Consider the following 14,634-nt stretch of genomic DNA (forward strand, 5'->3'; position numbering starts at 1 on the left):
CCGGTCAACGCTGTCGTGTCGATCAGCGCTGTCGTGTCGATCAATTCAAAGCGTCGTAGGCGGCCGATACGTACTGCGCCGATCGCTCCGAACCGAGCAGACCCGGACCCATCTTGTTCATCACGTACGAAAACGTCATGCGCTTCTCGGTATCGATGATGATCTGCGAGCCGCCCCAACCACCCCAGAAACAGATTCGCCCCTCCGGAATGAACGGGACGGACTCGGGCGTCGGCAAGCCGAATCCGACGCCGAAGCGGACCGGCACACCGAGGACGAGGTCGACCCCGGACGACTGCTCCTCGAAGATCTTGTCGATGGTTTCCTCCGACAGCAGACGGACGTCACCGACCTTGCCACCGCATGCGATCACCGACTGGATGCGTGCGAGCGCCCTCGCATTCGAATGGCCGTTGGCCGCGCCGATCTCGGCGGCGCGCCACCCGTCGGTCCATGAACCTGTCGCGTCGGCCGGCGGTGCGGTGAAGGTCTTCACCATGATGTTGTCCATCCCGAGTGCCGCGATGTCAATCGGCAACGGCGGTGGCGCAATCACATTCGAGACTCGCCGGTACTCGGACTTCGGCAAGCCCAGGCGGAAATCAGCATCGAGCGGACCGGCTATTTCCTCGTCGATAAAGCGGCCGAGGGTCCTTCCGTCGAGGCGCCTGACGACCTCACCGATCAAGTGACCGTAATTGAGGGCGTGATATCCGGATGCCGTACCCGGTTCCCACCAGGGGGCCTGGGTCGCCAACCGGGCGGTGGCGTAGTCGTCGTCGCAGATGTTCTCCAAGGTGAAGGGTTGATCCCACCCCGACACACCCGACGTGTGCGACAGCAGTTGCCGGACCTTAATACGATCCTTGCCTGCTGCGGCGAACTCGGGCCAGTACTGCGCGACCGGGGCATCGAGATCCAGCAAGCCGCGGTCAACGAGCATCAGTGCGGCCAGTGCGGTCACGGTCTTGCTGCAGGACCAGACGTTGGTGACGGTGTCGCGGACCCAAGGCGCAGTGTGCTCGACGTCGATCCAACCGCCCCACATGTCGACGACGGATTCGCCGTCGATCGTCAGTGCTATCGCCGCCCCGACGTCCTCGCCGGAATCGAGATTGCGTGCCAGCGCCTCCTTCAAACCAGAGAATCGCTGGTCACATACGCCTTCGATGTTCGCCACTGACAGCCTCCACAGGAATGATGAAACTTGACGTCAACTTCAACTATGTTGAGTATGTGTCCGATTTACCTGTGGTGTCAATCACATCAAGTCTCAGAGTCGGCTCAGACCAACGGGATTCCCTTGGCGATACGCCGACGCAGATCCCAGAGATAGAAGTTGTAGGGGAACATCCGCAGAACCTTCGGACTGAACCGATTGACCAGCGCGGCGACGCGCATGGATCGGTCGAAATTGCGCTGCCGACGCACCGACCACGGGAGTCGCATTTCGTCACGAAAGGCCTGGGGAAGGAACCCGGTGGTGACAAATCGATTGAAGGGGCCGACCACGGGATGCAACAACTTCGGCGTGAAAGTCGCCGACGCGATCCCGTACAGATGCTCACGAATCGTCTCGTCGATGGCCACCTTGTCGAGGTTCTCGTTCCAGTAGACCTCGAACGCATCCCGGTCCGCCGGCCACATGTCGCGGCGCATCTGAAGGGTCGTACCGAACGTGGCGCTGCGCTGATAGAACGCGTCCTGGGTCACCGGATCGAGATCGCCGTACAGAATTTTGTACACGTCCTCGAACCCGCGATACAGGCAGGCTGCGACCCATAACTGCAGTTCGGGATCGAACGCGTTGTACTCGACTGCACTGTTCTCGTCGGAGCGAACGTGCTTGTGCGAGCCGTTGACTGCGCGTCGGTACAGCTTTTTTTCTTCGTCCGTCGCCAGGCTCGCGACCGCGAGATACGTCAGCGTCGTCCGGGTTCGCTTCACCGGGTGTCGGTCCAACCGGCCTGTCTCGACCTTGCTCTCGTACACGCCGTACCCCACCGCCGGACGCGCCAACTGCATGATGACGTTCGCACCGGCGGCCAACAACCCGAGCCCGGACATCGCCTTTTCGACTTCCGCATCGATGTCGACCGTGTTGGTGTCGACCGCCTTGGTGCCGACCGCTTCGATGTCGACACCTGCCACCGTTTCCCCGCGCCCGTCTATCGAATCCCTACTCACCGTCATGGCAGAACCCCTTCGAAGTCATATCTGCGAACGCACGTTCTCAGATGAGTGAAACGCTGAAACGCCGAGATGTCAAGCAACGCCGAGATTTCAAACAACACCGAGATGCCAAGATGGTCTTTATGAATGACCAACCGCGTTCGTACGGTGGCGTCGACGGCGTGCTCCGCGTAGCCCAACGACGGGAGACGCTGATCGAGGCCGGTCTGGAACTCATGGGTTCGGCCGAACCCGAACTGACGGTCCGCGGAGTGTGCAAGCAGGCCGGTGTAGCGGCAAGGTACTTCTACGAGAGCTTCACCGATCGTGATGCTCTGATGTCGGCCGTCTACGACACCGTCATCACGGATATCGCCGTTTCAACCCAGACTGCAGTCGACTCCGCCGAGACCGAACGCGGCAAGGCGCTCGCCGGAATCGCGAACATCGTCCGCACTATCGCGAACGATCCTCGTCGCGGACGTCTACTGTTCTCCAGCGCCCTGACGAGCCCTGTCCTGGCCGAGAAACGCCAAGCGTCGACGACGATATTCGTCGGTCTCCTGGCTGCCAACGCCAAGACCTTCTACCGATTGAACGACAGCGGTCATCTGACCCTGACGGCAACGTTCCTGGTCGGCGGCCTGGCGCAGACCCTCAGTGCATGGCTCGACGGGTACATCGACGTGACGGAAGAAGAACTGGTCGCCGAGTGTGCAGCGATCCTGCTCGCTCCCGCCCTACCGCCGCCGTGAGCTCCTGATTCAGTCCCAGATACCGATGTTGTCGAGGTGCGCCAGCAGTCGAGCAGCGCCGTCGGAGAACTGCAGGCCCATCTGCGCGTCGACCTGCTCACGATCACCTTTTTCGAACGCTTCGATCAGGCTGTCGTGGCTCGATACCGCAAGCTCACCCCATCCGGGATCGGTCGCGTAGAGACGAGCTGGGGTGTACCGAATCGCGCCGAACAGGAACCATGCCAGTTTCGCACCACCTGCAGCGCGATTGATCAGGCGATGGAACTCGAATTCGCACTGCTCGATCGCAGCTGCATCCGAGGCGTCGACCGCCGCGCGCAAATCGGCATTGAGTTCCGCGAGTTCTACCAGTTGATCAGCGGTGATGCTGTCCATCGCCCGCAAGGCCAGCTTTACCGCGATCTGCCCCTGCAACCAGAAGATGTCTTCGATGTCCTGGCGACTGAGGGGCGAGACGAGATAGCCGCGATGCGGTACCAACTCGACCATCCCCTCGCCGCGTAATGCGACGAGGGCTTCTCGCACCGGCGTGACGCTGACACCGAGGTCGGCTGCGGTTTCGTCCAGCCTGACGAACTCGCCCGGACGGACCGAGCCGGACATGATCAGGTTGCGAACGTGGTTGGCCACGTCCTCCGACAACTGTGGCCGTCTCCTCAGCTCAGATGTCGCCCTCCGAGTGCGTGCAGACGTTGCCACAACCGATCCTCACAGTCCGTACGTTTTGCCGATGATGTCTCGCTGAATCTCGTTGGTACCACCATAAATGGAGGACACAAGAGTCTTTCGCACATGATGCTCCATGTCGAACTCAGTGGCGTAACCGTACCCACCCATCATCTGCATCCCCTCGAGCGCGACCTTCTTGGCGGTCTCGGTCAGCTTGAGCTTGGCCATCGACGCTTCCCGCGGGAACATCTTGGTCGGGTTGGCGTCGACCATCCGGGCCACGCTGTAGACCAACAGACGGCCGCATTCGATCTCCGTGGCGAGATCCGCGATCCGGTGGCGAAGTGCCTGAAACGATCCGACCGGACGGCCGAACTGCTTACGCGTGGTGACAAATTCGAGGGTGTCGTCGAAAGCGCGCTGCGCGGTCCCGAGCATCATCGCCGCGAGGATGAGGCGTTCGATGTTGAGTCCGGCCATGAGTTGACGCCAGCCGTTGCCGACTTCCCCGACCACCGCGTCCTCGGGCAGCAATGTGTCGGTGAAGTACAGATCGTTGACCTCCTTGCCGCCCATGGTGTCGATTCCACTGATCTTCAATCCGGAGATGTCCGCCGGGACGTGGAACATCGTCAGGCCCTCGTGCTTGCCTTCACCTCTGGACGTACGAGCCACCAGAAGGATGTTCTCGGCGAAGTGCGCGTTGGAACACCACGTCTTCTGGCCGTTGATCAGCCAACCACCGTCGACCTTCTCGGCGCGGCAACTCAAATTGCCCACGTCGGAGCCTGCTTCGGGTTCGGACATCGAGATCGACTGGGACGCGCCGCGGACGATCCCGCCCAGCACTGCCTCCTTCTGCTCCGGACTTCCGAACTTCTCGTACGCGGCCCCGGTGATGACGGTCGGGCCGAGTCCACCGATCGGTGCCATCCCTTTGGCGGCTTCCTCCAGGAAGATGCACAGGTCAACCGTGCTTCCGGCCGATCCGCCGTACTCCTCCGGGACGGTCAGCCCGAGCCATCCCAATTCGGCCATTTTCTCGTAGAACGCCTGGTTGTGATTGTGGGCGCCATGATCGGTCAGCAGATCTCGCTGCTCACGGGTCCCACTCTCCTTCTTGCAGAATGCCGCTACCGACTTGGCGAAATCAGACTGCTCCTGCGTGAAATCCATGTACATCGAAAACTCCCGAGTGAGATGAGGCTGGAGGCTTGTCGGAGCTCCGTCCGACGCATACTGTGACTACCAGCACAGTAAATCACATCACATATATGTGATGCACCGACATGTGGAGGATCTGAAGAACATGACAGAACAGCTCGGCCGCCAGAGCACGTCTAAAGATCCGAAATCGGACGATCACACCTTCGCGAGCCTCGACCCTCGCAACGAATCCGTGGTCGCGCAGCACCCCATCGCCGATCAACAGGCGATCGAGAAGGCGGTCGCCGCAGCTCGCACCGCATCGAAGTGGTGGGATCAACTCGGATTCCAAGGCCGCCGGAAGGTGCTCGGTAATTTCCGCGCTGCGATCGCCACTCACGCCGAATCAATGGCGGCGATCATTTCCGCCGAGACGGGAAAGCCCAGCGACGACGCACTACTCGAAGTCATGCTGGCCGTCGAACATCTCGACTGGGCGGCACGCAACGCACAGAAAGTGTTGCGCCGCAGACGCGTCGGTGCAGGACTGATCAGCGCCAACCAGTCTGCCTCCGTCGGATACCGGCCGATGGGCGTCGTCGGCGTGATCGGCCCTTGGAACTATCCGCTGTACACACCGATGGGGTCGATCGGCTACGCGCTGGCCGCGGGTAACGCCGTCGTGTTCAAACCGAGCGAACTCTCACCAGGCGTCGGCGTCGAATTGACCCGGTTGTGGAACATCGCCGCACCCGGACATCCTGTCCTGCAGACCATTACCGGTGACGGCAAAACCGGCGCACTTCTGTGTTCGTCCGGTGTCGACAAGATCGCATTCACCGGTTCGACGGCTACCGCCAAGCGGGTGATGGCCGCCTGCGCGGACACCCTCACTCCCCTGGTCGCCGAATGTGGCGGCAAGGACGCCATGCTGGTGGACTCCGACGCCAACCTCGATGCAGCCGTCAGCTTCGCCGCGTTCGGGGCAGTGGGCAACGGCGGACAGACCTGCGCCGGCGTCGAGCGAATCTACGTCGTAGCACCCGTGTACGACGCCTTCCTGTCCAAACTCACGGCCGCGCTACGGGACGCCCACGCCGGCGCCACCGACAGCTCGACCTACGGGCCGATGACGCTGGGAAAGCAGACTGCGATAGTCCGGGGCCAGATCGAAGACGCCCTCGGACGCGGTGCGAAAGCTGTACTCGGCGGACTTGATTCGTTCAACGGTCCGTTCATCGATCCGATCATCCTGACGGACGTTCCGGAGGATTCCACTGCGATCACCGAGGAAACGTTCGGCCCGAGCGTCGTGGTGAACAAGGTGGCCGACATGAACGAGGGGATCGAGCGCGCCAACGCGTCGAAGTACGGTTTGGGCGCCTCGGTGTTCACCAAGAGTTCGTCGAAGGGTCGAGCGATTGCCGAGAAGCTCGAATGCGGTGTCGTCACGGTCAATTCGGTTCTCGGATTCGCCGGAATCGCCGCCCTGCCATTCGGCGGGGTCGGCGATTCCGGATTCGGACGCATCCACGGAGCCGACGGACTGCGTGAGTTCAGCAGCGTGAAATCACTTGCCGTTCAGAAGTTCAGCGCTCCGCTGGACCTGCTGACCATCGAGAGAAAAGCTCGGGACATGAAGATCTCTCGTTGGATGCTGGCGAAGCGCCACGCGAAGTCCTGAGAGGTCAGGCAGTCAGCCGGCAGTGACGAGCACCTGTTCGGCACTGTCGGCTGCTTCGAGTTCGCGAACCAGCGGAAGCACCTTGGCCCCGAAGTACTCGATCTCTTCCTGGAAGTGGAGGAACCCACCGAGAATCAGATCGACACCACGACGGCGGTATTCGACGATCCGATGAGCGATCTGCTCCGGCGTGCCGATCAGTTGCGAGCGGAAGCCGTCGTTGTACTGAACCAAGTCCTCGAACTTGGAATCCGCCCACATACCGTCCTTGGACGCGGTCGATGCGCCTGCCTGCTGAACTGCATTCTTGAATCCCTCGACCGCAGGGCGGTTGGCTTTGGCGATGATTTCCCGCAGCGTGTCTTTCGCTTCGGCCTCGGTGTCGCGGGCGATGATGAACCCGTTGAGCCCGAACTTCACCTCCCGATCGTTCTCGCGAGCAACACGGCGAACGTCGACCAACTGTTCGGTGACTCCGTCGTAGTCCTTGCCGTTACTGAAGTACCAATCCGAATAGCGGCCGGCGTTCTCGCGGGCAGCCGCCGAGTTACCACCCTGGAACAGTTCGGGATTGGGACGCTCCGGAGTATTGAGAGGCTTCGGCTTCAACGTGAAGTCGTGAATGCGGTAGAAGTCTCCGCGGAAATCGACGTCGTCCTCGGTCCAGATCTTGCGAAGGACCTGAAGGAACTCGGCGCTACGCCGATAGCGCTCGTCGTGCTCGAGCCACGGCTCACCGAGGTGAGTGAACTCGTCCTTGAACCAACCACTGACGACGTTGACGGCAAATCGACCGTTCGACAGATGGTCAGCGGTAGCGCCCAGCTTCGCCAACACTGCCGGCTGCCAGAGCCCGGGGTGTACGGCAGCGATCACCTTGAGCTTCTCCGTTGCCAAGAGTAAAGCGAGGCTGAAGCTCGTGGATTCGTGCTGGAACTCGGCCCCATAGCTCGCCTCGTAGCGAACCTGGCTCAGGGCGTACTCGAAGCCGTTGTTCTCGGCAGTTTGCGCCAGCTTCTTGTTGTACTCGTAGTCCCAACTGGTTCGCTGCTCGATGTCGGAGGTAACCAGACCACCACTGACATTAGGCACCCAGTAGGCGAACTTGATCTCGTCGGCGATACGTTCAGTAGACATAAGGTCCAGCAAACATGCAGTTCCCGGCTATTTCCAGGATGGCGATCACACAGGTTGTAAGTGTTGGATGGGTGCCGCGACCGTGAAACGGTGGCAGCATGACTGCTGTGGATATTCAGGAGATCGCGCACCGCATCACCAGTGAAGACGAGGCGCTCTCGGTAGCCTCGCGGCTGTCCGCCGAGTTCGCGGCAGGTGCCGGCGTCCGCGATGCGCAGCGCCTTCTTCCCCACGACGAGGTCCGCGCCCTGGCACAGTCGGGGCTGCTCGGACTCTCGGTGCCGAGGGAGTTCGGTGGTATCGACGCGAGCACCGAGACGTTGACCGAGGTCTTCCGTCTACTCGCCGAAGGTGATCCCAGCATCGCGCAGATTCCGCACAGCCACTTCACCTTCCTGGAAGCGCTTCGATATCAGGGGTCGAACGAGCAGAAGCAGTTCTTCTACGCCGAGGCTTTGTCGGGTAAGCAGTTCGCCAACGCCCAGAGCGAGCGCGGCAACAAGACCATCGACATCGACGGCACCACTCTCACCTCCGACGGGGAGAACTTTGTGCTCGAAGGTCGCAAATTCTATTGCACGGGAGCGCTCTTCGCAGATTGGATCGTGGTGCGTGCGGCCAATGCGGATCAGTTCACAGAGACCGGTGCGCAAGTGAAATCCGTGGTCTACCTACCTCGGAATACCCCCGGACTGACGATCGTCGACGACTGGGACGGCATGGGGCAGAAGACAACTGCGAGCGGAACCGTGACCCTGGAATCCGTGTCGGTGCCGCGGTTCAACGTCGTCCCCTTCACGTCGCTGTTCACTCACCCGACCACCTACGGGGCACAGGCCCAGATTCTGCACGCCGCGATCGACACCGGCATCGCGTCGGCCGCACTGCGCGAATCCGTGGAACTCGCCGCGAAAGCGCGTCCCTTCTTCGAGGCGAAAGTCGATACGGCGGTGGACGATCCGCTGCTCGTTCAACTCGCAGGCGAAGCGGCCATCGAGGTTCGCGCTGCCCGATCACTCTTGGCGGAGGCGGCTCGATCGATCGACGTGGCGCGTCGTGATCCCACCGAGGACTCCACGGCCCGAGCATCCATCGACGCCGCAACTGCCAAGGTGGTCGGCGCCAGGGCGTCATTGGCGGCTACGAGTACGCTGTTCGAAATCGGCGGTACCCGAAGCGCGGGCGAATCGGCGAACCTCTCACGATTCTGGCGTGACGCACGCACGCATACCCTGCACGATCCGACCCGATGGAAGGTCCAACACATCGGCCGCTGGACGCTGTCCGGGACAATTCCACCGAGGCACGGCCTGCTGTGAGCGCCAACTAGTCGGGAATACTCACGTATCCGCTGATCAAGACCTCGAGACCTTCCAGGTAGCTCTCAGTCGTCGTCCCTCCCGGCCAGTCCTCGAGCACCTCACTGAGTATCGGCAGTTTCTCGGGGCCGATTTCTCGGATCTTGACCGCAAGAGGCGACACACTGCCTTCCGGCCGCGTCGTGGTGTCGTAGATGTTGAGCAGCGCACCGAGCGTGTAGTTCCACAGCGCTCGATAGACCAACAGTGCGCGACGCGGCGACATACCGAGTTCGACACACGCGGCCATGGCCCGGTCCACCAAGACCACAGCGCCGCCCCCGCCGCGCCCTCCGCGCTGAAGCAACTCGATGATCCAGCGCTCCGACGCCAGCTTCCCGAAGATCGCGGAGAAGATCATGCGAAGCCGTTCGACCTGATCCTCTGGCAGGACCAGCGAACCGAGGTCTTGTGAATACACATCGAGAACCGCACTGATCAGCTGTTCCTTGTCGCCCACGTGCCGGTAAAGAGCCATCGGCGTGGTGCCGAGCGACTTCGCCAACGCTCGCATGCTCAACGCGTCGGCGCCACCGGATTGAAGCTGCCGTTTCGCCGCGTCGATTATCTGCTCCGACGTGATCGTCGGAGGACGTCCGAGCCGCGGTGATCTCGGTTCCATCTTTTCGGCCATCCGTCGATTGTGCGCGCCCCTGCTACGACGCTCGCGCCCGGGGAACCTCTTGCATCTCAGTCGACAGCAAGGTAAACCTAACTACTTATGAGAACGCGTATACAAACCAGGTACCTGCAATGACAACAACAACCCGGGCGGTAGCCGCGCCTGCCCTGGTCCTCACAGCCGCCGCGACAGCACAGTTCCTGGTGGCCTTCGACATGTCAGTCATCAACGTCGCGCTGCCCGACATCCAGAAATCACTGAACTTCTCCGACGCCGGGTTGTCCTGGGTCGTCAACGCGTACGCCCTCGCCTTCGGCGGACTGCTGCTTCTCGGCGGCCGTCTGTGCGACGTGATGGGCACTCGTCGGGTTCTGGTTTCCGGGCTTCTGCTGTTTGCCCTCGTCAGCATCGTCGGCACCTTCTCCGTGTCCGCCGAGATGCTTGTCGGAACTCGGGCGCTTCAAGGCGTCGGCGCTGCGATGATCGCACCGGCCGGACTCGCCGCCCTCAGCCAAGCCTTTCCCACCGGACGCGCCAGAGCCAAGGCATTCGGCATCGGAGCAATGTCATCAGCGCTCGGCGGCGCACTCGGTGTCTTACTGAGTGGCATCTTGACCGAAGGGCTCAGTTGGCGATGGGTGATGTTCGCCGGCGCACCGGTGGCCCTGATCGCCGCAGTTGCCGGCGCCCGTGGCCTGCCGGCCGGCCAGGCTGCCAGAGGCGGCTCCCTCGATCTCCCCGGCGCCATCTTGGCGACGACCGGCATCACCGCTCTGGTCGGCACCGTCATTGCCACCGAATCACATTCCTGGACTTCGGGTTACGTTCTGGGCGGATTTGCACTCACGATCGCTCTGCTCACTGCCTTCGTTGTGATCGAAAGCCGCTGCGCCACACCACTGGTACGACTGTCCACCCTGCTTCGGCCCCGAATCGGGCTTGCCAACGCCATCATGTGCCTGGTGTGTGCGGCACAGTTCAGCGCGTTCTTCTTCGTCTCGCTCTTTCTTCAGCGCGGACTGGGCTATTCGCCGACCACCACCGGTCTGGCGTTCCTGCCCTTCTGTTTCGGCCTGGTCATCGGCATCCTCGCGTCCACCAAACTCCTTCCGCGCTACGGGGTTCGACCGCTACTCGTAATCGGAACAGCACTCGCAGCAATCGGAACCTTCATCTTCTCGACCATGAACCTCGACAGCCCCTTCTGGGCCGTCATCCTGGTGCCTTCGCTTCTGGCGAGCATCGGCATCGGCCTGTCGTTCATGCCGCTCAGCAACGTCGCCACCGCCGACGCTCCTCCCGAAGAAGTCGGCATGGCATCCGGGCTGCTCAGCACGTCACGTCAGATCGGCGGTTCACTCGGACTAGCCGTTCTCGTGAGCGTCGCTGCTTCCTCGACGGCGCGCTCGGACAGCGCGCCGACCGAAGCACTGGTTTCCGGATACTCCCAAGCCCTCTTCGTCTGCTCCGGCCTACTTCTGGCCGGCACCCTCCTGTCCTTCTTCTTCCCACGAATGGATCGTTGACCTCAGATGTTCACCACCCGAACCGCATTCGGTATCGTCTCGGCGCTTCTCCTCACCGTTGCCGGTGCAAGCGCGTGCAGCAGCTCCGCCGAGTCCGACACCGCTTCTGCAACTCGCTCCGTCACACACGAACTCGGCACCGTCGAAGTCCCGGCATCACCGCAGCGCATTCTCGCGCTCGACGAGTATGCGGGCCTGAGTGCACTCGCACTCGGCGTGAAGCCCACCGTCGTCTACAGCACCCTGCGATCGGACGTCGCCAAAACGATTCTGCGCGAACAGGGCGTCGAAGTTCTCGACAAACCGACCTTCTTCGCCAACCCGGCCGTCGAGGAGATCGCGTCGGTCGAACCCGACGAGATCTTGATGAGCAATGCCGGTCCACTACCGAGCCTGTTCGCTCAGATCAACGCCGTGGCACCGACCTTGGTTCTCCCTTACTCCGCCCCGTGGCGTGACGTGCTCGAACAGGCTGGGGCACAGCTTGATCGAGACAGCGAAGCAACCGCGATGATCGAAAAGCTCGAATCCGGTCTCGAAGACGTCAAGACCGCGGCGGCCGGGCAGAGCCTTGCGATACTTCTCGGCTACAGTGGAAACCTGTTCACCGTGCCACCGACCACTCCCATCTCCACACTTGTCACCGAAGCCGGATTCACCAGGCCGGTATCGGAAGCCAACGCGACCAACAATCAAGACACCGGCACGATTTCACCCGTCTCCCCGGAACTCCTGCCCGAGCATGCGGCGCAGACCGTCGCCGTGCTGTCCGGCCAGCAGTACGACGCATCCATCGTGCGAAACACTCCGCTGTTCGACAACCTTGCACCCGACCCGACACACGCTCTGGACGTCAGTGGCGATCTCTGGTTCGGCAGCCATCCGTTTGCGATCTACTGGATCATCCAAGACCTCGACGGTATCGCGCACGGCAAGGGGCAGAGCAGTATCGGAACCCTCGACAGTGCCGACGCGCGATGGGCGGCATTCAGCGCGCTCTGACGTCCTGACGGAAGGTCAGCGGAGAAACACCCACCCGGGTGGCGAAGAATTTCGTGAAGTTCGCAGAATCGTCGAACCCCAGCTTCGACGCCACCTGGGTGACCGTGTCCGTACCGAAAGACAGCAGACGTTTCGCTTCGAGCACCACTCGCTGATCGATGTACTGCTTTGCCGTCATTCCGGCAGCGGCTCGGGTAGCCCGCAATACAGTCTTCTCGGAGTACCCGATCTTGTTGGCGTACTCCGAAACCGAACGGACCGTGGCGAAGTCACGTTCGACAACGGCATGAAACCTTTCGAATACGTCATTGTGCGCCAGCACGGAGCTCTGCTCCTGTCCACCGAGATGGGTCAGTTTCAACAGGATTGCTGTCAGCGTGTGCCGCAGAATGGCCGCGCGAACGACCGGCGCAGAAGTATCCGGGCAGCCGTAGTTCAGGTTCAGGTGTTTCATACCCGTGCTGATGGTCTCGAGGTTCTCTCCGGACAACTGCCACGCTGCCTGCCGACTGCGAGCGTTCCCGTCCAACAACTGCTGGCTGACGGCATCGAGCGACGAGGGCGTGAACAAAACAACTGTCGCCTCGAAATCCTGGATTCGACCCCACTGTTGCACCTGCCCGGTCTGACCCAGAACACAGTCCCCTGGCTGACCGCGTAGTTCACGAAGTCGATGGTGTGTAGCGCCGATCCCTCGGTCACCAGCGCGAGTAAGTGAAACTTCGGACGTTGAGGGCCGACGAACTCGGCACTACCCCCGTTGACGCGAATGGTGTCCAGGCTGAGAACCTCGATCTCGGTTGCGTCAGCCACCGAAGATGCGTACCCGACGTCTCGGACGGGTACTTGTCTGTTTTTCACTAGTTCGGGACTCATCTTCACCGTGACCGAATACCCGAATGCGACATACCGTCAGAGTATCAATCAGTTGGCGCTCGGACAGGAATCGACAGTGAAATCAGCAGGCCCGAAAACAGCAGGCAAGACACAACTCTCCTACGTCTTCGACGCCTATTGCGGATGGTGTTTCGGCTTCGGCCCTGCATTGACGGAGTTCGTCCGTCAAAACGCCGATTCCATCGACTTGTCCGTAGTCAGCGGCGGGCTGTTCACCGGTGAGCGCGTCGCACCCATGTCTTCGGCTCCGTTCTTGAAATCGGCCAATGCCACTATCGCGGCCCAGACCGGCGCCGTCTTCGGTGACGGATATTCACAACTGGTGGCTGACGGACGGTTCGTCATGGATTCGACGGATGCCGCGATCGGACTCGCCGCGCTGCGCGCTCAGGACCCGACACGCGCACTCGACATCGCGGAGGCCATGCAGATCGCGTTCTACCGAGACGGTCGCAGCCTGTCCGATCCCGAGACCTACCGAGCTATTGCGCAATCGCTCGGACTCGACCCCACTGCCGCAGTGTCTTCCCTCTTCACCGCTGCTTCGAAGGACGCCGCCCGCGCCGATTTCGTCCGAGGACGCAGGCTCGGCGCCACTTCGTTTCCGACACTGTTGTTCCACGGGAGCGACGGGTCCGTCGTGAAATTCGGTTCTCCGACCAGTACAGCGGCCGATCTCACCCGCGACCTGAACACGTGCGTGCGGGCGTATGCGGTGGCTTGACCCCCCTTCCGAGCGAAAGGTACACCGAATTCACGCACCTCCCCGTTCTGGTTTGATGAACATCGGAACAAATTGCACCAAGGGGAGGAAAACCTGTGGTTTCAGATCCGATCACCGGCCTGGAGATGGAACTTACCGACATGTGGCAGAAGGGACGTGCGCGCTCGCGTGACGACGCACGCGCGATTCATCCCAAACTCGACCCCGCTCTGTACCCCGTTCTCGTGATCCTGAGCCGGTCCGATGCCGTTCGGATGGCAGACCTGATCTCGACACTCAACATCGAGAAGTCGACACTGACCAGGCAGATCGATGCAGCGGCCAGGCTTGGTCTGGTCGAACGCATTCCCGATCCCGACGATGCCCGCGCAAAGTTGGTCGCACTGACGCCCGAAGCCCGAACGAAGCTCACGACCTACCGCACCCAGCAGCTCGAACGCTGGCGTGCTCGTTTGGCGCAGTGGGACACCGATGACATCACCACTTTGACCACCCTCTTGCGTCGGCTCGCCCAGGCCAAGGACTGACACGGGGATCATTCGATCCTGCTCTGAAACCTGATACCAACTGGGCTTCCCACGCCATGCCGGTTTCCCGGATTCTCGACCTTTCTTCGTCCAGATCCTCAGAGCGTGGGCACGAGCGGACGGATCGAACGGCGGATGGCTGACCGCAGCAATGGACCCACGAATCGGGCAGGCGCTCGAGGCTGTCCACAACGACCCGCCACGCAACTGGACCCCAGACGCCCGGCGCTTACATCACCGAGCGCCGACTCGGCCGCGCCACCGAACTGCTGGTGCAAACCACAGAGCCGGTCGGAACGATTGCAGTAACTGTCGGCTACGAGTCCGATGCCGCATCCAGCCGCGCCTTCCGGCGACGGTTCGACGCATCACCGTTGACCTGGCGAAAATCCAACTCCCACAATCGCTGACG

15 protein-coding genes and 1 pseudogene are annotated in these 14,634 nt (G+C 61.6%); 8 read left to right on the forward strand and 8 right to left on the reverse strand.

The window, feature by feature from the left end:
* Nucleotides 1-40: 40 nt before the first annotated feature.
* Nucleotides 41-1,180: a serine hydrolase domain-containing protein gene (locus QM716_RS18220; RefSeq protein WP_283305413.1), complete on the reverse strand. Its 1,140-nt coding sequence runs from the start codon at nt 1,178-1,180 to the stop codon at nt 41-43.
* 104 nt (nt 1,181-1,284) lie between these two features.
* Entirely contained in the window at nt 1,285-2,193 is a 909-nt protein-coding gene (locus QM716_RS18225; protein ID WP_283305414.1) for an oxygenase MpaB family protein, read from the reverse strand.
* 44 nt (nt 2,194-2,237) lie between these two features.
* Here QM716_RS18225 and QM716_RS18230 point away from each other — a divergent pair, with 44 nt between their 5' ends.
* Nucleotides 2,238-2,927, forward strand: coding sequence for a TetR/AcrR family transcriptional regulator (locus QM716_RS18230; RefSeq protein ID WP_283305415.1), 690 nt, complete (start codon nt 2,238-2,240; stop codon nt 2,925-2,927).
* Nucleotides 2,928-2,936: 9 nt separating this feature from the next.
* Here the strand turns inward: QM716_RS18230 and QM716_RS18235 are convergent, their stop codons facing one another.
* Together QM716_RS18235 and QM716_RS18240 are read right to left on the reverse strand one after the other, a co-directional pair.
* Nucleotides 2,937-3,629, reverse strand: coding sequence for a GntR family transcriptional regulator (locus QM716_RS18235; protein ID WP_283305416.1), 693 nt, complete (start codon nt 3,627-3,629; stop codon nt 2,937-2,939).
* A 9-nt stretch (nt 3,630-3,638) separates the two neighbouring features.
* A complete protein-coding gene (locus tag QM716_RS18240) occupies nt 3,639-4,781 on the reverse strand; it encodes an acyl-CoA dehydrogenase family protein (protein ID WP_283305417.1) in 1,143 nt (380 codons plus the stop codon).
* Between the two features lie 127 nt (nt 4,782-4,908).
* Between QM716_RS18240 and QM716_RS18245 the strand changes: the two genes are divergently transcribed.
* Nucleotides 4,909-6,429 carry an aldehyde dehydrogenase family protein gene (locus QM716_RS18245; protein ID WP_283305419.1) on the forward strand — a complete coding sequence of 507 codons (1,521 nt, stop codon included), beginning with the start codon at nt 4,909-4,911 and terminating at the stop codon, nt 6,427-6,429.
* Between the two features lie 12 nt (nt 6,430-6,441).
* Here QM716_RS18245 and sfnG read toward each other — a convergent pair whose 3' ends face one another.
* Nucleotides 6,442-7,566 carry a dimethylsulfone monooxygenase SfnG gene (sfnG, locus tag QM716_RS18250; protein ID WP_283305421.1) on the reverse strand — a complete coding sequence of 375 codons (1,125 nt, stop codon included), beginning with the start codon at nt 7,564-7,566 and terminating at the stop codon, nt 6,442-6,444.
* A 98-nt stretch (nt 7,567-7,664) separates the two neighbouring features.
* On the opposite strand from sfnG, the gene QM716_RS18255 reads away from it, so the two are divergent.
* A complete protein-coding gene (locus tag QM716_RS18255) occupies nt 7,665-8,885 on the forward strand; it encodes an SfnB family sulfur acquisition oxidoreductase (protein WP_283305422.1) in 1,221 nt (406 codons plus the stop codon).
* Nucleotides 8,886-8,892: 7 nt separating this feature from the next.
* Here QM716_RS18255 and QM716_RS18260 read toward each other — a convergent pair whose 3' ends face one another.
* Nucleotides 8,893-9,558 (reverse strand): TetR/AcrR family transcriptional regulator, encoded by a 666-nt coding sequence (locus QM716_RS18260; RefSeq protein WP_283305423.1) that lies wholly within the window; start codon nt 9,556-9,558, stop codon nt 8,893-8,895.
* A 119-nt stretch (nt 9,559-9,677) separates the two neighbouring features.
* Here QM716_RS18260 and QM716_RS18265 point away from each other — a divergent pair, with 119 nt between their 5' ends.
* Both QM716_RS18265 and QM716_RS18270 read left to right on the forward strand, forming a co-directional pair.
* Entirely contained in the window at nt 9,678-11,072 is a 1,395-nt protein-coding gene (locus QM716_RS18265; protein ID WP_283305424.1) for an MFS transporter, read from the forward strand.
* 6 nt (nt 11,073-11,078) lie between these two features.
* Nucleotides 11,079-12,074, forward strand: coding sequence for an ABC transporter substrate-binding protein (locus tag QM716_RS18270; RefSeq protein ID WP_283305425.1), 996 nt, complete (start codon nt 11,079-11,081; stop codon nt 12,072-12,074).
* Here the strand turns inward: QM716_RS18270 and QM716_RS18275 are convergent.
* The gene (locus QM716_RS18275; RefSeq protein WP_283305427.1) at nt 12,061-12,690 is read right to left on the reverse strand and encodes a helix-turn-helix domain-containing protein; all 630 of its coding nucleotides are present in this window, start codon (nt 12,688-12,690) and stop codon (nt 12,061-12,063) included. The two genes, QM716_RS18270 and QM716_RS18275, sit on opposite strands and share 14 nt — an antisense overlap.
* 62 nt (nt 12,691-12,752) lie before the next feature.
* A pseudogene (locus tag QM716_RS18280) lies at nt 12,753-12,950 on the reverse strand (helix-turn-helix domain-containing protein); the annotation flags it as partial.
* A 76-nt stretch (nt 12,951-13,026) separates the two neighbouring features.
* Between QM716_RS18280 and QM716_RS18285 the strand changes: the two are divergent.
* The 3 genes from QM716_RS18285 (at nt 13,027) to QM716_RS29405 (ending at nt 14,632) form a co-directional block, all read left to right on the forward strand.
* Nucleotides 13,027-13,695 carry a DsbA family protein gene (locus QM716_RS18285; protein ID WP_283305429.1) on the forward strand — a complete coding sequence of 223 codons (669 nt, stop codon included), beginning with the start codon at nt 13,027-13,029 and terminating at the stop codon, nt 13,693-13,695.
* 95 nt (nt 13,696-13,790) lie between these two features.
* A complete protein-coding gene (locus QM716_RS18290) occupies nt 13,791-14,222 on the forward strand; it encodes a MarR family winged helix-turn-helix transcriptional regulator (RefSeq protein ID WP_283305431.1) in 432 nt (143 codons plus the stop codon).
* A 182-nt stretch (nt 14,223-14,404) separates the two neighbouring features.
* A complete protein-coding gene (locus QM716_RS29405; protein WP_502942087.1) occupies nt 14,405-14,632 on the forward strand; it encodes a helix-turn-helix domain-containing protein in 228 nt (75 codons plus the stop codon).
* Nucleotides 14,633-14,634: the final 2 nt, after the last annotated feature.

Origin of the sequence: Rhodococcus sp. IEGM 1409 (assembly GCF_030056735.1) — a bacterium.
In the GTDB taxonomy this organism is placed as follows: Bacteria; Actinomycetota; Actinomycetes; order Mycobacteriales; family Mycobacteriaceae; genus Rhodococcus_F.